The sequence below is a fragment of the Lysobacter gummosus genome (genome assembly GCF_001442805.1).
Classification (GTDB): domain Bacteria; phylum Pseudomonadota; class Gammaproteobacteria; order Xanthomonadales; family Xanthomonadaceae; genus Lysobacter; species Lysobacter gummosus.
This window is the reverse complement of the sequence record NZ_CP011131.1, coordinates 1801841-1821037: the sequence shown is the minus strand read 5'-3', so window position 1 is coordinate 1821037 and position 19197 is coordinate 1801841. Positions and strand designations below refer to the sequence as shown.

Sequence of the window (19197 nt, the reverse complement as noted above, 5' to 3'; positions counted from 1 at the left end):
CCATGAAGATCACCCAGGTCCGCCACTGGATGCTACGCATCCCCCTCACCGAATCCATCGCCTGGGCCTCCGGCGCCCGCACCGGCGCCACCCGCCTGGTCTGCCGGATCGACACCGACGCCGGCATCGTCGGATGGGGCGAAACGATCTGCCTGATCGAGACGGTGCGGGCGGTGTTCGACAAGATCGTCGCGCCGCTGGCGATCGGCTACGACCCCAGCCAGATCGAACGCTTCGGCCGGCACGTCCTCGGCGCAGGCTATTACCACCACAAGCGCGCCGCGGTGATGGCGACCGCATGCATGGAAATGGCCATGTGGGACGCGCTCGGCAAAGCCGCGAACCAGCCGCTGCACGCGCTGTGGGGCGGGCTGTGGCGCGAGCGCGTGCCGGCCTCGGCCTACCTGTTCCTGGCCGACCCGCGCACCTGCGCCGACAAGGCGGCCTGGTTCCTCGACCAGGGCTACGGCACGTTCAAGGCCAAGATCGGCTTCGGCGAGGCCGCCGACTTCGCCTTGCTGGACGCGGTACGCCGGCGCATCGGCGATGCGCCGCTGCGCGCCGACGTCAACGGCGCCTGGTATCCGGGCACGGCCAAGCGCCTGCTGCGCCGCTTCGAGCCGCTGGATCTGGCCTACATCGAGCAACCCCTGCCGCTGGAAAACCTGTCCGGCCACGCCTTGCTGCGCCGCACCCAATCCACTCCGGTGGCGCTGGACGAAAGCGCCTACACCCTGGAGGACGTGGCCGCGATCGTGCGCGCCGACGCCGCCGACGTGATCCTGCTGGACCCCCACGAGGCCGGCGGCCTGTGGCAGACGATCAAGTCCGCGGCCATCGCCGAAGGCGCCGACCTGCCGGTGACCCTGCACAGCGGCGCCGAGCTGGGGCTGTCCCAGGCCGCCTATGTCCACCTGGCGGCCTCCATTCCGAATATGAGTATTGCCATCGACACCGAACGCGCCTACCTGGCCGCGGACATCGTGCGCAATCCGCCGGTGCTGCGCGACGGCGCCTTCGAGGTGCCGATGGGGCCCGGCCTGGGCGTGGAAGTGGACGAGGCGGCGCTGGAGACCTACCGGGTGGAGGACATCGCCGGCGCCTATCTGGACCCTGCCCGCCCGGGCTGGTTTCCGACCAAACCGGCTTACTGACCAATTTGTGGAACTTAGTTCCTTATTTCGGAAAGCAGTGCTATAACGGCATCGGCGTCGCCCCGGAAACGCTCCGGACGCGCGGCCAAGCGACCACCTCGGGAGGGTGTGACAAATGCACAAGCAACACTTGGCGCTGGCGGTGCTTGCGGCTCTGGCCGCGCAACCGTCGCTGAGCCGGGCTCAGAGCGCCCCGGCCGAACCGGCCCCGGCCCCGCAGGCCGCCGCCGACGAACCCACCGCGGCCACCACGCTCGACGCGATCGAAGTGACCGCCCAACACCGGCGCGAGAACGCGCAGAAGATTCCGCTGGCGGTTTCGGTGGTCGGCGCGGAGTCGCTGGAACGGATCAACGCCACCGACATCAGCGCCCTCGCCACGCTGGTGCCGAGCGTGACCTTCTCGGCCGGCAACGAGCTGCGCAACAACTCCATCCGCATCCGCGGCGTCGGCACCGACGTGTTCTCCACCGGCGTGGAGCCCAGCGTCTCGACCGTGGTCGACGGCGTGGTGCTGCAACGCCCCGGCTCGGCCTTCAGCGACCTGGGCGACATCGAACGCGTGGAAGTGCTGCGCGGCCCGCAGGGCACCTTGTTCGGCAAGAACTCCTCCGCCGGCGTGGTCAACGTGATCACCCGCGCGCCGGACTTCGACGGCACCACCGGCGAGGTCTCGGCGCTGCTCGCACAGGACAACGAGCGCCGGATCAACGGCTCGGTGTCCGGCCCGCTGGCGCCGAACCTGGCCTACCGTTTCGCTGGTTTCTACCGCACTCAGGACGGCAACGTCCGCAACCGCGCCAGCGGCGATAGCGTCAACGATCAGGAAGCCTACGGCGCGCGCGGCAAGCTCGCCTGGCGCTCGTCGGACGAGCGCTCCGGCGTAACCCTGAGCGCCGACTACTCCAGGCTCGACGCCGACTGCTGCGCGCTGCCGTTGATCCGCGCCAGCAACAACCCGCGTTCGCCGGTCACCGGCACGCCGGTCGGCCGCGGCAACGATCAGGTCAACAACGATGTATCGCCGTTCGTGCGCCAGAAGAACTACGGCGCCTCGCTGACCGCCGACATCGGCCTGGGCGACTACACGCTGACCAGCATCACCGCGTGGCGAAAGTTCGCCAACGACAGCAATGTCGACCTCGACGACACCCAGGCGCGGCTGATCCGCAGCAACCGCAATCTCGAATCCAGCCGCACCACCACCCAGGAGCTGCGCCTGGCCTCGCCCACCGGCGGCCGTTTCGATTACGTGGTGGGCCTGTACTACTTCGACGGCTCGGTCTACAACTCGCTCGACCGGCGCGGCCTCAACCTCGGCGCGGTCGCCTTGATCGCGCCCGATGGCGGCATCGTGCCGATCGTGCCCGGCGACGAAGCGGTACTGGCCGGCCATTCCCGCGTCGATACCCGCAACGCTTCGCTGTTCGGCCAGGCCAACTGGCACCTCAGCGACCGCTTCACCGTAACCGGCGGGCTGCGCTATCTCGACGAAAAGCAGACCCTGCGCTTCGTGCGCCCGGTGTCGGGTTTCTTCAACGGCTCCAATCAGCCCGCGACCAATCCCGCCTTCGGCCCGGTCACCGGCCGCTATGGCGACCGCGCCACCATCGGCAAGCTCAGCGCCACCTACGAATTCACCCCCAAGATCACCGGCTACCTGAGCTACAGCACCGGCTACAAGAGCGAGGGCATCGCCGCCACGCTGGGGCTCACCGCGGCTCAGTTCGCCGCCGGGCCGGCGCCGGCGGAAACCTCCTCCCAGTTCGAAGCCGGGCTCAAGACCCAGTTGTTCGACGACATGCTGCGGCTCAACCTCACCGGTTTTCGCACTCGCTTCGACGACTATCAGGCGCAGACCTTCAACGCCGCCACCGGCCTGGTGGTGCTGACCAGCGCCGGCACCGTCGCCATCGACGGCGTGGAGGCCGAATTCGTCCTGCGTCCGAACCTGTACTTCAGCCTCAGCGGCGGCGCGACCTATCTGGACGCGCGTTTCCAGGACGTGCCCAACGGCCCGTGCTACAGCGGCCAGACCGCCGCGCAGGGCTGCGTGTCCGCCGGCGCCGGCCGGCCGGCGGTGCAGGATCTGGACGGCAAGCCGTTCATGAACGCACCCAAGTGGCGCTACACCCTCGGCGCCCGCCTGGAAGGTCCGCTCAGCGGCCGCCTCGACGGCTACCTGCAAGCCGACTACCGCTGGCAGGACCGGGTGGTGTTCGATATCAGCCAGAACCCGGACATGCTGCAGGACGCTTACGGCGTCGCCGACCTGTCGGCGGGATTGATCTGGGACGGCGGCAAGTACGAGCTGGGCGTGTTCGTCAAGAACCTGTTCGACGAGCAGTACGCCGCCAACATCATGGCCGTCAGCGGCGCCGCCGGCGCCAACGCCTACGCCCAGCAGTTGGCGCGGGATTTCCGCCGCTACGGCGGCCTGACCTTCCGCGTGCGCTTCTGAGCACGCGCCGCCCCGCCACGGAGCCGCCGCACACGCTGCGCGGCTCCGGATTGGAGATGCCCGCCGCATGGCCCTGATCGACTGCATCGTTCTGGCCCTATACCTCATCGGCACGCTCGCCGTCGGCCTGCATTACGCCGGCCGCAACCAGCGTTCGCAGGACATGTTCGCCGCCGGCGGACAGTCGCCGTGGTGGGTCTCGGGCCTGAGCAGCTTCATGACCCTCAAATCGGCCGGCACCTTCGTGGTGTGGGGCGGACTGGCCTATCGCGAAGGCGTGGTGGCCATCGCCATCACCACCTGCATCGGCGTGTCGGCGATCCTGGTGGGCCTGTTCGTGGCCGGACAGTGGCGCCGCACCGGCGTCACCACTCCGGCCGAGTTCGTCGAACTGCGTTTCGGCCGCGCCGCGGTGCAGTTGTATACCTGGGCGATGATGGCGGTGCGCATCGTCTCCACCGGCGTGGCCTTGTACGCAGTCGCGGTGATGCTGGTGGCGCTGGTTCCGCTGGAACCGGGGCACCCGCTGCGCGATCCGGCCAGCGGGCATTTATCGCTGGCGTTCGCCATTTTCCTGTTCGGCGCCATCGTGGTCGCCTACACCGTCGCCGGCGGGCTGTGGGCGGTGCTGATGACCGATGTGCTGCAGTTCATCGTGCTGCAGTTGGCGGTGCTGTTCGTCATCCCGCTGCTGTGGCTCAAGCTCGGCAGCGGCGCGCCGCTGGCGCCGTTGCCGCCGAACTTTTTCTCGCCGACCTCCGATCAATACACCTGGTGGTTCATGGCCGGCTGGGTCGGCGTGCATTTTTTCCTGATCGGCGCGGAGTGGGCGTTCGCGCAGCGCTACATCTGCGTGCCCAGCGATACCGACGCGAAGAAGAGCGCGTATCTGTTCGGCGGCCTGTACCTGATCAGCCCGGCGTTGTGGCTGACCCCGCCGATCCTGTTCCGCATGCTGCAAGCCGACGCCGATCCCGAGCAGGCCTACATCCTCGCCAGCAAGCTGGTGCTGCCGGCGGGCATGCTCGGCCTGATGATGGCGGCGATGTTCTCGGCCACCGCCAGCGCGATCAGCGGCCAGATCAACGTATTCGCCGGGGTCTTGACCGAGCAGTTCTACCGTCGCGTGTTCCGCCCCGGAGCGAGCGAGCGCAACCTGGTCGCCGCCGGACGCTGGTTCGCGCTGTTGATCGGCGCAGCGCTGGTCGCGGTGGCGTTGCTGGTGCCGGTCATGGGTGGCGCGGAACGGATCGTTCTGACGCTCACCGGCATGCTGTTCGGCCCGTTGATGGCGCCGACCATCTGGGGCCTGCTCAGCGGCCGCATCGGCATGGCGGCGGTGACGGCGAGCGCGGGACTGGTTTTTTTGGCCGGGCTGTGGGTGAAGTTCGGTCTCGACGGGCCGCTGGGCTCGCCGGTGCTGGCGGCCTGGGTTCAGGCCAATCCGCGCATCGCCGACGTGCTGGTCGGCGCGGTGCTGCCGGTGGCGATCCTGACCGTCGCTCACTTGCTGCGGCGCACGCCGCAACCGGCCTGGCGCGCATTGCAGGCGCGCGTGGACGCCTATGCGCCGACTCCGCCGGACGAACACGGCGTGGACCACGCGCCGGCCAAGGTGGTGGCGATCTCGCTCGGCGCGTCGGGCCTGTTGACTCTGGCGCTGCTGGCGTTCAACCGCGACGGCCGCGGCGCGCTGCTGGTGTTCGGCTTGTCGATGTTGGCGATCGCGTGGATGGCTTGGCGCGTATCGCGCCGACGTCCCGGGCCGGCGAACTGAAGCGCCGCGCGCGATGGCCGATATGCCAGCCGTTTTCGCTGCCGCAGCACTTTTTTTCGCGAGCGGCGTAAGCCGCGCTGTCTTTGCGCTGCGCCTGCCATCGCGGCGGCGGTATCGACGGAGCCGCTTTTGATTCCACGACCAGTTTGATTTCGGAACCCCTGGAGTCATGGACACACGGGCATCGCGCCCGTCCCCGCGTCCACCCGCTCTCGGCGGATCCGCCGCGACGCCACGGCGTCGCGGCCAGGCGCATCGGACCCGATTCCCGGGTCCGCGACGGAGGGAGCGATGAAGCGAAAGAACACATGGCAATCGTTGCTGTACGCGAGCTGCGCGGCCGCGCTGGTCGCGTTCGCGCCGACGGCATCGGCGCAGCAATACAACGTGCGCCTGGACCTGCCCAAGCAGGTGATCTGGGGCCTGGGCGTGGAAATCCAGAGCGATTCGATCGGCTCGGGCAACAACGGCCTGCCGCAAGCGCCGACCTCGGTGCCGCACGACCTGACCACCAGCGAACGCAACCGCCTGGCCACCGACCTGATCGGACGCGGCTACGGTTTCCGCTACATCCGCCTGGCCGGCGGCTTGTACTACCGCGGCTTGCGCAACGACGGCAAGAACCTGGACGCGCGCTGGCCCGAGCAATTGCAGGAACTGTCCACCCTGATCAGCCAGTCCGGCGCCGAGGGCGTGAACCTGGAGTACTGGTCGCCGGCGCCGGCGTGGAAGAGCAACAACGCCTACATCGGCGGAAGCCTGAAGCAATTCGACGCGACCTTTCTGGGCCAGTTCGGCGACGCCGTGGTCGAGGACATCCGCTACCTGAAGGCCAGCGGCGTTCCCGTCGTCCAGTTCGGACTGCAGAACGAGCCGCCGGCCAAGCCCGGCACCTATCCATACTGCGTCTATACCGACGACCAGTACGTGCTGGCCTATAACGCGGTCGCAAGCAAGGTCCGCACCGCCTATCCGGCCATCCACCTGCACGCCAACAGCTGGGACGGCCAGAACCGGGCGGCGCTGCGCGACGGACTGGACATGAATCTGGTCGACGCCTGGACCTGGCACCGGATCGGCAGAGACTCCAACGACCAGATCGACAACGCGCCGATGTTCAACGCCAATCGCATGGGCAAGGCGGTCTACAACAACGAGTTCGAGTACCTCAGCGGCGGCACCTCCGAAGCGCGGATGATGAACACCGCGCAGTCGATCATGAACTGGTTCACCTTCGTCGATTCGCCGACCTGGTACTGGCTGCACGCGCTCAAGCCGACCTACAACGCCGAAGCCGCCGGCTATGCGCTGGGTTACTGGCGCCCGGCCGACGACACCGACTTCAGCAAGTTCGCCCACATCCAGCCCGGCCACTTCGACTACGAATTGCGCAACTGGCGCGCGATCGTCGGCTTCCTGGAATGGATGCCGTGGAATTCGCAACGCTACCAGGTCGACGAGCCGCTCTACACCGACAGCAACGGTGTGCAGCGGCTGTACCGGGACAAGCGCATCCTCGCCTTCCGCCAGGGCGGCGCCGGCGGCAAGCTGGTGGTGGTGCTCAGCAACCGCGACACGAGCCCCTACACCTTCAACATCAACTTCGGCGGCAGCGGCAGCTTCAAGGGCTATCGTTATCGGGTGGACCAGTGGAAGCAGGCGCTGACCACGGTCGCCGGGCCGGTCGCGGCGGTCACCGTGCCGACCAACTCGATCGAGTTCTGGGTCCAGCAATAAACCGCGGCGTGCGCGGAAAACGAAAAGCCCGGCTGCGAGGCCGGGCTTTTCGCGGGTGTCCGCTCCGGATCAGTCGCCGGATTTCATGTCCGGCTCGAAGAAGCTCCAGCGCACTTCCGGGAAGGCCTGCTTCATCGCCCGCTCGACCGTGTTGATCTGCTCGACCAGCGAGCTCACGTTGCCTTCTTCGCGCATCTGCGCCTGTACCGAGACCATGACTTCGTTGCCCAGTTGCAGGGTGATCACGCTGATGATCTTGGCGATCTCCGGGCGGCCATCGAGGAACTCGCGGATCTGCTGCTGACGCAGCGGGTCCACGCTCTGGCCGATCAGCATGGCCTTGACTTCGATGGCGACGAACACCGCCACGATGATCAGCAGCGCGCCGATGCTGACCGTGCCGATGGCATCCCATATCGGGTTGCCGGTGACCACCGTCATCATCACCGCCGCCAGCGCCAGCACCAGGCCCAGCAGCGCGGCCAGGTCTTCGCCGAAGATCACCACCAGCTCGGCCTGACGGCTCTCGCGGAACCACTGCCACAGCGAGCGATCGCCGCGCGCCTTGGCCACTTCCTGCAGGCAGGCGCGCATCGAGACGGCCTCGGCGACGATGCCGAACGCCAGCACGCCGGCCGCCCACCACCACTGCTTGAGCGGTTCGGGATGCTGCAGTTTGTGGATGCCTTCGTACAGCGAGAACATGCCGCCGACGGTGAACAGCATCACCGCGACCAGGAACGACCAGAAATAGATGGCCTTGCCGTAGCCCAGCGGATAATCCGGCGAAGGCGGACGCTTGGACTGCTTCAGGCCGAGGATCAGCAGGCCCTGGTTGCCGCAGTCGGCCAGCGAGTGCACGGTTTCGGCCAGCATCGCGCTGGAACCGGTGAAGAACGCGGCCACGCCCTTGGCCACCGCAATCGCGAAATTGGCGCCAAGTGCGAACAAAATCGCGCGGGTCGAATCGCCACCACCTGCCATGACTGAACTGCTCCTTCGGGTCGAGCGGCGCAGTCTAGCATTGCCGATGCTGGCGGTTGGACAGGCGCGGAGCCCGCGTCCACGGCCGATGCCGCGACGCGGGCTGCGATACGAATCGGGACGTCGCCGTGCCGCTCGCGTTGCGGCCGGTGCCGATGAATCGGTCGCGTGGCGCGTAGTCCGGCAGCATGCAGGCGGCTTCGAGTTCCGCGCGCTCGGACGAAACCTCGCGGGCGTGCGCCGCGTCGTGCGGGTGGCGAGCTCGGCGATTGTTTTCGCCGATGTCGTGCAGCGCTCTGCTGCTTCAGCCCGACTTCGCATTGCCGGCGTTACCGCGACTTGAACGATTGACGGAAGAAATCCAAGTCGCCGCCGACAGAAACGATTCGCTGTAGCTCACATGCAGCGGCCACTCGCGGCCGGCATCGACGATCAGCCGGCCGTTCGCGACATCCCCGCCCGCGGCCCGAACGCGACTTGGGTCGGCGCCACGTCCGGCGCAACGGATCAGACCTACCCGTGCACGCCGGGCCGGGTTCGACCCTTGGCGCGCCAGCGGCGCCGGTTACGACGGCCTGTACCCGCCGTACGCCAGCCAGCCCAGCCGGCCGTCAGCGGCGCCGCCGCCTCGCGTCGCCGGCCCAGCCCAGACCCGAAAGGGGCCTGCCAGCTGAAGCCCAATGCAGACAGGCACTGGTGTTGTGGCTGACCGGGGGGCATTGTCAAGCCGTGTTCACACCGCCATCATGCGATTCATTCTCATTTTGACCGCCGACTGCGTCATAGAAAGCGCAACACCGGCCCCGCAGGGCCCACCCTTCACCTTGCGGGACGGGATTCAGGCTGTTCAGCGCCGCCGGTCGGACCGGCGATCGCCCATCACGAAGATGAAGGGCCAAATTCGTGACTAATGTGCCACTATCCCATCATGGCCACGCGTGAACGCTTACCGCCCTGGCATGAACGCCAGCGCCTCCCGAACGGTCGTGAGGTACTGATCCGTCCGGTCAGGCCCGAAGACGCCGAGCCCCTGCGGGCTGGGTTCGCCCTGCTCCAGCCCGACGAGGTCCGGCAGCGCTTTCTGTATGCGCTCAAGGAACTCACGCCGGAGATGGCCGAGCGCTTCACCCGCATCGACCCGCGTACCGAATTCGCCCTGGTCGCCGCCGAACCCCTGCCTCCGGGCGAGGCCCTGGTCGGCGCGGTCGCCCGCGTCGCCCTCGACGAGCGCACCAACAACGCCGAATTCGCGATCCTGGTCAGCCGCTACATCGCCAATATGGGTTTGGGCCGTTACTTGATGACCCGGTTGGTGAAGTGGGCGCGCGGCAAGAAGGTTCACCGGCTGTACGGCGATGTGTTCGAACACAACACGCCGATGCTGTCGCTGGCGCAGTCGCTGGGGTTCGAACGCGAGTTCCAGCAGGACGCGCCGGGCCTGATCCGGGTGTCGCTGGATCTGCGCAGCAAGACCGCGCGCACGGCCGGCGACGATCCGGCCGCGGCCAAGAGCGAAAGCTGATCGCCTGAACTCATCCGATCGGCGGCGGTTCGCTGCCGGTCGCGATGCATGGAGCGCAAGCGCTGCGCCCCGATCGTTGCGAACGCAGCTAAGACATCGACGCGGCGAAGCTGCGACGAGGCACCGCCTCGCCGCAACCCCGCTCATCGCCGTCGTCGCTTACGGCGGCGCCGCGCAATCCATGTACGAATAGGTCTTCTGACTGGTGCGGATGCCCCACGGCAGCGGCATGGGCGCACCGGGCGGACACACGCCCTGTACATCGCCGCCGACCGCCTCGCCTTCCAGCCAGAAGGTGGTGATCAGCAGCTTGCCGTTGGGAATCACCGGCCCGGCCGAACCGGTCGAGGCGAACATCGCCAACGCCAGCAGCGACACGGCGAAGGCGCCGCGACGTACGCGCGCATCGCGCAGAAACTTTCTCATCATGGTGGGTTTCTCCTGGAAGATGCCGCGCAGTCGCGCGGCGGTTGATTCGGCGCCTGGCGCCTCCATTGAAAGAGGCGGCGACAGGGCCTTGTGCGATCGCGCCGGACTTTGCAGTTGCAGGCCTTCCATTGCGTGCGTTCCCCCGCATCCCTGCGAAACTTCCCCGCGGACCATTGCGGACCGCCCCCGCCCGGTATAGCGCGTAACGTTCCCCGCTTCCGCGACCGTATGCGCAAAGCGCGCAAACCCTGCACGACGTATCCCTTTACACTAGCCGCCCCCTATGCCACCTACGAAAGAATCCGTGTCCCTGCTGCCCAAAACCGGCCAGCAGCGCGCCTGGTGGCGCGCGCCGGCCTCGCCTTCCGCGCTCGCCTGGGCCATCGCCCGCGCCGCCGGCGAATACGACGGCCCGTTGCTGGCGGTCGCGCGCGACAATCAGGGCGCGCATCAGCTCGAATCGGATCTGCGCACCTTGCTCGGCCCGGCCGGCGCGCTCGACGGCGCGCTGCCGGTGCTGCCGTTCCCGGATTGGGAAACCCTGCCCTACGATCTTTTCAGTCCGCATCCGGACATCGTCTCGCAGCGCCTGACGGCGTTGCACCGCCTGCCTTCGCTCAAGCGCGGCATCGTGGTGGTGCCGGTGCAGACGCTGCTGCAACGCGTCGCGCCGCTGCGCCATGTGGTCGGTGGCAGTTTCGATGTGCATGTGGGTCAACTTCTTGACCTGGACAGCGAAAAACGCCGGCTCGAATCGGCTGGTTACCGGCACGTGCCGCAAGTGCTCGACCCAGGCGATTTCGCCGTGCGCGGCGGTTTGCTCGATGTCTACCCGATGGGCGCGGACTCGCCGTTCCGGGTCGAACTGCTCGACGACGAAATCGAAACCATCCGCGCCTTCGATCCCGAATCGCAGCGCTCGCTCGACAAGATCCAGGGCGTGCATCTGCTGCCGGGCCGCGAAGTGCCGCTCGACGACGCCTCGCTCAAGCGCGCGCTGGACGCGCTGCGCGAGCGCTTCGATCTCGATACCCGGCGCAGCGCGCTGTATCAGGATCTCAAGGCCGGGCTGGCGCCGTCGGGCATCGAGTACTACCTGCCGCTGTTCTTCGAACACACCGCGACCTTGTTCGATTACCTGGGCGACAAAGTCCTGCCGGTGATCGCCGACGGCGCGATGGAAGCGGCCGATCAGTTCTGGACCCACACCGGCGAGCGCTACGAGCAACGCCGTCACGATCTGGAACGGCCGCTGCTGCCGCCCGATGCGTTGTACCTGACGCCGGTCGGCTTGCGCGAAAAACTCAACGACGCGCCGCGCATCGAGTTGTGCGGCGAGCAGCACGCGCAACGCGGCAAAGCGGTCGCACTGGGCGATCAACCCGCGCCGACCTTGCCGGTGGCCGCGCGCGACGCCGCGCCGGCCCAGGCGCTGAAGTCGTTCCTGGGCACCTATCCCGGCCGCGTGCTGATCGCCGCGGACACCGCCGGCCGCCGCGAAGCGTTGCTGGAAGTGCTGCAGGCCGCGGCGCTTACGCCGAACGTGGTCGCCGACTGGACCGCCTTCCGCGACGGCGACAGCCGCTTCGCGATCGCGGTCGCGCCGCTGGACGACGGTTTCGCCCTGACCGAGCCCGCGCTCGCGGTGCTGACCGAGCGCCAGCTGTTTCCCGAACGCGCCTCGCAACCGCGCCGGCGCAAGCGCGTGGGCCGCGAGCCCGAAGCGATCATCCGCGACCTGGGCGAGTTGTCCGAAGGCGCGCCGATCGTGCACGAGGATCACGGCGTCGGCCGTTATCGCGGCCTGATCGTGCTCGAAGCCGGCGGCCAGCCCGGCGAATACCTGGAAATCGAATACGCCAAGGGCGACCGGCTGTACGTGCCGGTCGCGCAGTTGCATCTGATCAGCCGCTATTCCGGCGCCTCGGTCGAAACCGCGCCGCTGCATTCGCTGGGCGGCGAACAATGGACGAAGGCCAAGCGCAAGGCCGCGGAAAAAGTCCGCGACGTGGCCGCCGAACTGCTGGAGATCCAGGCCAAGCGCCAGGCCCGGGCCGGTTTGGCGCTGGACGTGGATCGCTCGATGTACGAGCCGTTCGCGGCCGGTTTCCCGTTCGAGGAAACGCCCGATCAGCATGCCTCGATCGAAGCGGTGATCCGCGACCTGGGCAGCAGCCAGCCGATGGACCGCGTGGTCTGCGGCGACGTCGGCTTCGGCAAGACCGAAGTCGCGGTGCGCGCGGCCTTCGTCGCCGCCACCGCCGGCAAGCAGGTCGCCGTGCTGGTGCCGACCACCTTGCTGGCCGAGCAGCACTACCGCAATTTCCGCGACCGCTTCGCCGATTGGCCGCTCAAGGTCGAAGTGCTGTCGCGCTTCAAGAGCACGAAGGAAATCAAGGCCGAGCTGGAGAAGCTGACCGAGGGCAAGATCGACGTCGTGGTCGGCACCCATCGCCTGCTGCAGGGCGATGTGCGCTTCAAGGACCTGGGTCTGGTCATCGTCGATGAAGAACAGCGCTTCGGCGTGCGCCAGAAGGAAGCGCTGAAGGCGCTGCGCGCCAACGTCCACCTGCTGACCCTGACCGCCACGCCGATCCCGCGCACGCTCAACATGGCCATGGCCGGCCTGCGCGATCTGAGCATCATCGCCACCCCGCCGGCGCATCGCCTGGCGGTGCAGACCTTCGTCGTGCCCTGGGACGACATGCAACTGCGCGAAGCGTTCCAGCGCGAGTTGTCGCGCGGCGGTCAGGTGTACTTCCTGCACAACGATGTCGAGAGCATCGGCCGCATGAAGCGCCAGCTGGAGGAGTTGGTGCCCGAAGCGCGCATCGGCGTCGCTCACGGCCAGATGGCCGAGCGCGAGTTGGAAAGCGTGATGCTCGACTTCCACAAGCAGCGCTTCAACGTGCTGCTGTGCACGACCATCATCGAATCGGGTATCGACATCCCGAACGCCAACACCATCATCATGAATCGCGCGGACAAGTTCGGCCTGGCGCAGCTGCATCAGCTGCGCGGCCGGGTCGGGCGTTCGCACCATCGCGCTTATGCGTACCTGGTGGTGCCGGACAAGCGCTCGATCACCGCCGACGCGCAAAAGCGTCTGGAAGCGATCGCGTCGATGGACGAACTGGGCGCCGGTTTCACCCTGGCCACGCACGATCTGGAAATCCGCGGCGCCGGCGAATTGCTGGGCGAGGATCAGAGCGGGCAGATGGCCGAGGTCGGCTTCAGTCTCTACACCGAATTGCTGGAACGCGCGGTGCGTTCGATCCGCCAAGGCAAACTGCCCGACGTGGATTCCACCGAGTCGCGCGGCGCCGAAGTGGAACTGCATATTCCTGCATTGATTCCCGACGATTACCTGCCCGACGTACATACGCGCTTGACCTTGTACAAGCGCATCAGCGGCGCGCGCAGCGTCGATGAGCTGCGCGAATTCCAGGTCGAGATGATCGACCGCTTCGGCCTGTTGCCGGATGCGGCGAAGCATCTGTTCGCGGTGGCGGAGCTGAAGCTCGCCGCGACCGAGCTGGGCATTCGCAAGCTGGATCTGGGCGAAAAGGGCGGGCGTCTGCAATTCGTCGAACGGCCGAACGTGGACCCGATGTCGATCATCAAGATGATCCAGGGCCAACCGAAGCTGTATCAGATGGATGGGCCGGACAAGCTGAAGATCAAGCTGGATTTGCCCGATTCGGTGGCGCGACTGGCGGCGGCGAAGGGGTTGTTGACGTTGCTCGATACCAAGCACTGAGCGCGAATCATTGCCCCCTTTGAAAAAGGGGCGGCGCCTGACATCGGCCGCGATGTCTGGTTGAGCGGTCGCGCGGGGGATTTGCTTTTGCTTGTTCGCGGTGACCGGGCGGAAAAAGCAAATCCCCCCTAGCCCCCCTTTTTCAAAGGGGGGGAACTGGTTCGCTGGGACTGGGGCGATACGAATACCGACGCGAACCATTGCCCCCTTTGAAAAAGGGGGCGGCGCCTGACGTCGGCCGCGATGTCTGGTTGAGCGGTCGCGCGGGGGATTTGCTTTTGCTTGTTCGCGGTGACCGGGCGGAAAAAGCAAATCCCCCCCTAGCCGCCCTTTTTCAAAGGGGGGGGGAACTGGTTCGCTGGGACTGGGGCGATACGAATACCGACGCGAACCATTGCCCCCTTTGAAAAAGGGGGCGGCGCCTGACGCCGGCCGCGATGTCTGGTTGAGCGGTCGCGCGGGGGATTTGCTTTTGCTTGTTCGCGATGACAGGCGGAAAGCAAATCCCCCCTAGCCCCCCTTTTTCAAAGGGAGGAACTGATTCGCGGGGAATTTGGAGGCGCGCGGCTTGGATGAGGAGCGGCGCTTCGCGGGTAGCGTTCGCAGCGGCGGTTCCCCTGACATTCCACACTCACACCACCGCCGCATTCGCCCTACCATCGGCGCCTCCTCATCCCGCCGAGCCGCTCATGCCGCCCCGTCACGCACGCTCCTCCGCCCTCGTGTGGCTGACGCCGCTGCTTCTCGGCATCGCCTTTACCGCAACGGCCGCCATGAAAATCGAACTCACGCAACGCACCGTGCTCAATCTCGCCGCGGTCAAGCAGATCGCACAGGCCGCCGAGGACAAGGCGCGCGCGCAGGGACTGAGCGTGTCGATCGCGATCGTCGACGACGCCGGCCGGCTCATGCATTTCCAGCGCATGGACGGCACGCCCAATTCCAGCGTCGAAGTCGCCATCGGCAAGGCCGTTCACGCGGTGAACTATCGCCGCGATACCGCTTTCCACCAGAAGCTGCTCAGCGAGGGCAACAACGTCGTGCTCGGGCTGCCGGGGATCACGCCGATCGAGGGCGGCGTGCGCCTGTTGCACGGCGATCAGGTCATCGGCGGCATCGGCGTGTCCGGGGCGCAAGCCACGCAGGACGGCGAGATAGCCCAGGCCGGCGCGGATTTGCTGAAACCGGCGAACCGGGCACAGTAAGCTCAGGCCATCGTCTCGGCGACCGAATCCGTTCACAGGACTTCACCATGCATCCGATCCCGCGTCTGGCCGCCATCACTTTGTGCGTTTCGCTCGCTGCCTGCGCCAGCGCGCCGCCCGCTCCGAGCTCCAGCTACGTGGTGGTGCGCCACGCCGAAAAGGCCAGCGACGATCCGCGCGATCCGAATCTCACCGACGCCGGCCACGCCCGCGCGCTGCGCCTCGCGACCTGGCTGAAGAACGAGCCACTGCGCGCGGTCTACGCCACCGCTTACCGGCGCACGCAGCAGACCGGCGAACCTGCGGCACGCGCGCATGGGCTGAGCACGACGACCTACGACGCCAAACAGCCGGCGGAGGAATTCGCCGCGCAGGTGCGCCGCGATCATCCGCAGGGCACCACCCTCATCGTCGGCCACAGCAATACCGCGCCGCTGATCGCCGCGGCGCTGTGCGGCTGCACGGTGGAGCCGATGCCGGAAACCGAGTTCGACCGGCGCATGCGCATCGATGTCGACGCCAGTGGCCGCGCGCTGCTCACTCAAACGCGCGATCGGTGACCGGGCGCGCGTTACGCCGCGGTTTTGCGTCTGGACGCGCGCGCGCCGATCGCCCAGCATGCGATGCATGCCCGAATGGAACCGTCCGATGAAGCCGCTGATCGTTCTGTCGCTGTTGTCGTGTGTCCTGGCCCTGACTGCATGCGCGCATGCCGGGCCGGCGAGCTCTTCCGCCGCGACCGGCGGTTCCTCCGGCAGTACGCCTGAGACCGTGCGCGCCGGCCAGTCGGTGTCGCTGCAGCCCGGCCACAGCGCGGTCCTGTCCGATCGCTCGCAACTGCGCTTCGTCGCGGTGACGTCCGATTCGCGCTGCAAGCCCAATGTGCAATGCATCTGGGCCGGCGAGGCGGTGCTGGAATTCCAGTGGACCGGCGCCGACGGCCAGAGCAGCGCGCTGTCGTTCAACAGCGCCAACGACTCCAGCAAGAACGCCGGCGCCTGGACGTTCGAACTGCAGTCGCTGGATTTCGCCGACCCGCCGACCGCCAAGGTGCTGGTCAACGCGAAGTAAGCGCGCGACGGCGCAATGGCGTCGTTGCCATGAAGTAACGAACAGCGCCACGAGCGGCCGCACACGCAACGAAGGCGCGAGCGCGCAGACTCACGCGCGCCACGCCAGACTCCGCTCCACGCTCCGCACGCCCCCGCACCGCCCGCCCATCGCCGACGCCGATCGAGTCCACACAGCCGCCGCTCAAGCGCGCCCGCTGCAACACCGAGTTGCAGGACCGATAACCTGATTGCAGAAAAGTCGTGCCAATCTGCCGGCATCAGCCCTGCAGGAGTGCCCGCCATGACCACGATCATCGCCCCGCGCGTTCACGACCTCGGAGGATTTCAGGTCCGCCGCGCCGTGCCCAGCATTCAGGCGCGTTCGGTCGGGCCGTTCGTGTTCGTCGATCACATGGGACCGGCGGTGTTCGCGCCCGGCCAGGGCATCGACGTGCGCCCGCATCCGCATATCGGCCTGGCCACGGTGACGTTTCTGTGGGCCGGTTCGATCGGCCATCGCGACACCCTCGGCAGCGTCCAGGACATCAATCCGGGCGACGTGAACTGGATGACCGCCGGCCGCGGCATCGCCCATTCCGAGCGCACGCCGCAGAAGCCGCGCGCCGACGGCCATCCGCTGCACGGCATGCAGACCTGGGTCGCGCTGCCGCGCTCGTTCGAGGAAACCGCGCCGGCCTTCCATCACCACCCTGCCGCGACCCTGCCGCAGCAGCGCCGCGACGGCGCCTGGCTGCGCATCGTCGCCGGCCGCGGTTTCGGCGAGGAATCGCCGGTGCGCGTATTCGCCGACACGCTGTACGTGGCGATCGACCTGGACCCGGACGCCGAGCTGGATATCGAAGACAGCCACGCCGAGCGCGCGCTATATCTGCTCGAAGGCGAGGCCCAGCTCGACGGCGCCGACCTGCCCGAGCGGCATCTGGTCGTGCTCGATCCGGGCGCCCGTCCGCGGCTGCGCGCAAAGACCGCGCTCAAGGCCATGCTGCTGGGCGGCGAACCCCTCGACGGCCCCCGTCACCTGTGGTGGAACTTCGTCTCAAGCTCGCGCGAGCGGATCGAACAGGCCAAGCAGGACTGGGCCGAAGGCCGTTTCGGGCAGATCCAGGGCGAGCACGAATACATTCCGCTACCTGAACGCTGACTTTTCCGAATCTGGCGTTTGTCAATCCCCGCGAACTGGACTAAGGTCACATCTGATAAGGCTCGCAACACCGCTTAACCATACATCCGGTTGCAGGGGGAAGTGTCGTGAAGTCATGGGGAAAGAGCCACCGCGCATTGCCGTGGCTGTGTTTTTTATTGGTTTTATCCGCTAACGCACAAGAGGCCGCACCAGCGCAGGGCAACTGCCCGATGCTGCCGGCCGACACCGGCTTGCGTTGGGAGTACCGGGGCAACGCCGATTCGGACTTCTGCCGCGCCTTGCGTGCCGATGGGTCGGAGGCGTTCGGTCTCTACATCGCCAGCAAGTCGCCGTTCGAGCCCAAGCGCAGCGATCGCGCCGAAGCGGCCACCATCGACGGCAAGCCGATTCACTGGTATCGCGGCGAGCTCGCCGGCAAGCCCAACGTGCAGGTCCGCGAGACTTTGCTGGAAGTGGGCAACGGCAAGATGGCGCACATCTGGATGCAAGCCAGTTCACCGGAGCAGTTGAAGGAGGTACTCGGCCAGACCGAGGGCCTGCGATTTCCTTCGACCCGATTGAGCGTCAACAAGTAACACGCCGCAAACGCAGCGATCACGTCCTATGGGCGTGATCGCTTTTTGCTGCCTCGGCACACGATATGTGACGGATTGCTCATTTTTAAAGAATCGGCCAGCATAAGAATGGCCTGGCTGAACAGGGTCGAGCTGCCCGGTTCCAATGCTGAACAGGGTGATCGTCGATCCGTAGGGCCTGCCTGCCCCACAACTCAATAAGGAAGACGATCATGATCAAGCGACTCGGTGCAGAGTTCATCGGTACGTTCTGGCTGGTGCTCGGCGGCTGCGGCAGCGCCGTGCTGGCGGCGAACTTCGGCGGCGCCGGCAATCCACTGGGCATCGGCCTGCTCGGCGTATCGCTGGCATTCGGCCTGACCGTGCTGACCGGCGCTTTCGCGTTGGGGCATATCTCCGGCGGCCACTTCAATCCGGCGGTGAGCTTCGGCCTGTGGGCCGGCGGCCGTTTCCCGGCCAAGGACCTGCTGCCGTACATCGTCGCCCAGGTGCTCGGCGGCATCCTCGCCGGTTTCGTCCTGTTGCATATCGCCAGCGGCACCGGCGCCTTCAGCATCGATCCCAACGCCGCCGGCACCTTCGCCAGCAACGGCTACGACCTGATGTCGCCGGGCGGTTATTCGCTGACCGCCGCGTTCCTGACCGAAGTGGTGATGACGGCGATGTTCCTGGTGATCATCCTCGGCGCCACGCACAAGAACGCGCCGGCCGGCTTCGCGCCGATCGCGATCGGCCTGGGCCTGACCTTGATCCATCTGATCAGCATCCCGGTGACCAACACCTCGGTGAATCCGGCGCGGTCGACCGCGGTGGCCTTGTTCGCCGGCAGCGCCGCGATCGGCCAGTTGTGGCTGTTCTGGGTCGCGCCGATCATCGGCGGCCTGCTCGGCGGCGCGGTGTATCGCTGGCTCGGCAAGGACGACTGAACGTCCGCGCCGGATAACGAAAAAGCCGCGCTGATGCGCGGCTTTTTCGTTGCATCGGCCGGATCGCGCCGGCCGCCCCGCGCCGATTTAGCGCGCGGTCCTCTGGCTCACCGCCGCTTCCGCCACTTCGATCGCGGTCTGCTGCAACTGCGCCGCCAGGCGCGTGTTGCCGACGCCTTCGGCGGCTTCGAGCATCTGGTACACCGCCTGCAGTTGCTTGATGCCGCGCGGCGGGACTTTCTTGAGTTTGCCGCCGACGATCACCCAGCCGCCGGCGCCATTGGCCACGCCGGCCGATACGAAGGTGGCGACGATGGTGAACTGCTTGGGATCGATTCTGGTAGCCATGTGCTTACGCTCCTTGTGGACGTGCGCCGCCGCTCTGCGCGACGGCACGCGCGTCTTCGCCCGTCGCCGCGGGCTTGCAGCGATGATGCGTCTTGCGATAGC

15 protein-coding genes are annotated in these 19197 nt (G+C 67.0%); 12 read left to right on the top strand and 3 right to left on the bottom strand.

Translation table 11 applies throughout. From position 1 onward, the window contains the following. The first annotated feature begins 2 nt into the window (after positions 1–2). The 4 genes from LG3211_RS07540 (at position 3) to LG3211_RS07525 (ending at position 7129) form a co-directional block, all read left to right on the top strand. On the top strand, positions 3–1154 hold the full coding sequence (locus LG3211_RS07540) for a mandelate racemase/muconate lactonizing enzyme family protein (protein WP_057942292.1): 1152 nt from the start codon (positions 3–5) through the stop codon (positions 1152–1154). Between the two features lie 115 nt (positions 1155–1269). Then, positions 1270–3615: a TonB-dependent receptor gene (locus tag LG3211_RS07535; RefSeq protein ID WP_057942291.1), complete on the top strand. Its 2346-nt coding sequence runs from the start codon at positions 1270–1272 to the stop codon at positions 3613–3615. 67 nt (positions 3616–3682) lie between these two features. After that, positions 3683–5392, top strand: a complete 1710-nt coding sequence (locus tag LG3211_RS07530; RefSeq protein WP_057942290.1) for a sodium:solute symporter family transporter — start codon at positions 3683–3685, stop codon at positions 5390–5392. A 291-nt stretch (positions 5393–5683) separates the two neighbouring features. Next, positions 5684–7129, top strand: coding sequence for a glycoside hydrolase (locus tag LG3211_RS07525; RefSeq protein WP_057942289.1), 1446 nt, complete (start codon positions 5684–5686; stop codon positions 7127–7129). A gap of 69 nt (positions 7130–7198) precedes the next feature. On the opposite strand, the gene LG3211_RS07520 is transcribed toward LG3211_RS07525, so the two are convergent. After that, positions 7199–8113 carry a cation diffusion facilitator family transporter gene (locus LG3211_RS07520; protein WP_057942288.1) on the bottom strand — a complete coding sequence of 305 codons (915 nt, stop codon included), beginning with the start codon at positions 8111–8113 and terminating at the stop codon, positions 7199–7201. Between the two features lie 928 nt (positions 8114–9041). Between LG3211_RS07520 and LG3211_RS07515 the strand changes: the two genes are divergently transcribed. Then, positions 9042–9635 carry a GNAT family N-acetyltransferase gene (locus LG3211_RS07515; protein ID WP_057945344.1) on the top strand — a complete coding sequence of 198 codons (594 nt, stop codon included), beginning with the start codon at positions 9042–9044 and terminating at the stop codon, positions 9633–9635. Between the two features lie 159 nt (positions 9636–9794). On the opposite strand, the gene LG3211_RS07510 is transcribed toward LG3211_RS07515, so the two are convergent. Beyond that, positions 9795–10064 carry a hypothetical protein gene (locus tag LG3211_RS07510; protein ID WP_148648791.1) on the bottom strand — a complete coding sequence of 90 codons (270 nt, stop codon included), beginning with the start codon at positions 10062–10064 and terminating at the stop codon, positions 9795–9797. A 304-nt stretch (positions 10065–10368) separates the two neighbouring features. Here LG3211_RS07510 and mfd point away from each other — a divergent pair, with 304 nt between their 5' ends. From mfd to aqpZ, 7 genes are all read left to right on the top strand, one after another. After that, on the top strand, positions 10369–13824 hold the full coding sequence (gene mfd / locus LG3211_RS07505; RefSeq protein WP_237049846.1) for a transcription-repair coupling factor: 3456 nt from the start codon (positions 10369–10371) through the stop codon (positions 13822–13824). Positions 13825–14513: 689 nt separating this feature from the next. Next, entirely contained in the window at positions 14514–15029 is a 516-nt protein-coding gene (locus tag LG3211_RS24755; RefSeq protein ID WP_187313148.1) for a GlcG/HbpS family heme-binding protein, read from the top strand. A 47-nt stretch (positions 15030–15076) separates the two neighbouring features. Next, a complete protein-coding gene (locus LG3211_RS07495; RefSeq protein ID WP_057942284.1) occupies positions 15077–15589 on the top strand; it encodes a SixA phosphatase family protein in 513 nt (170 codons plus the stop codon). Positions 15590–15656: 67 nt separating this feature from the next. Beyond that, the gene (locus LG3211_RS07490) at positions 15657–16100 is read left to right on the top strand and encodes a hypothetical protein (RefSeq protein WP_057942283.1); all 444 of its coding nucleotides are present in this window, start codon (positions 15657–15659) and stop codon (positions 16098–16100) included. A gap of 282 nt (positions 16101–16382) precedes the next feature. Further along, a complete protein-coding gene (locus LG3211_RS07485) occupies positions 16383–17243 on the top strand; it encodes a pirin family protein (protein ID WP_057942282.1) in 861 nt (286 codons plus the stop codon). A 212-nt stretch (positions 17244–17455) separates the two neighbouring features. Further along, the gene (locus LG3211_RS07480) at positions 17456–17821 is read left to right on the top strand and encodes a hypothetical protein (protein WP_057942281.1); all 366 of its coding nucleotides are present in this window, start codon (positions 17456–17458) and stop codon (positions 17819–17821) included. Positions 17822–18033: 212 nt separating this feature from the next. Then, a complete protein-coding gene (gene aqpZ / locus LG3211_RS07475; RefSeq protein ID WP_057942280.1) occupies positions 18034–18747 on the top strand; it encodes an aquaporin Z in 714 nt (237 codons plus the stop codon). 87 nt (positions 18748–18834) lie between these two features. On the opposite strand, the gene LG3211_RS07470 is transcribed toward aqpZ, so the two are convergent. Beyond that, positions 18835–19095, bottom strand: a complete 261-nt coding sequence (locus LG3211_RS07470) for a hypothetical protein (RefSeq protein WP_057942279.1) — start codon at positions 19093–19095, stop codon at positions 18835–18837. Positions 19096–19197: the final 102 nt, after the last annotated feature.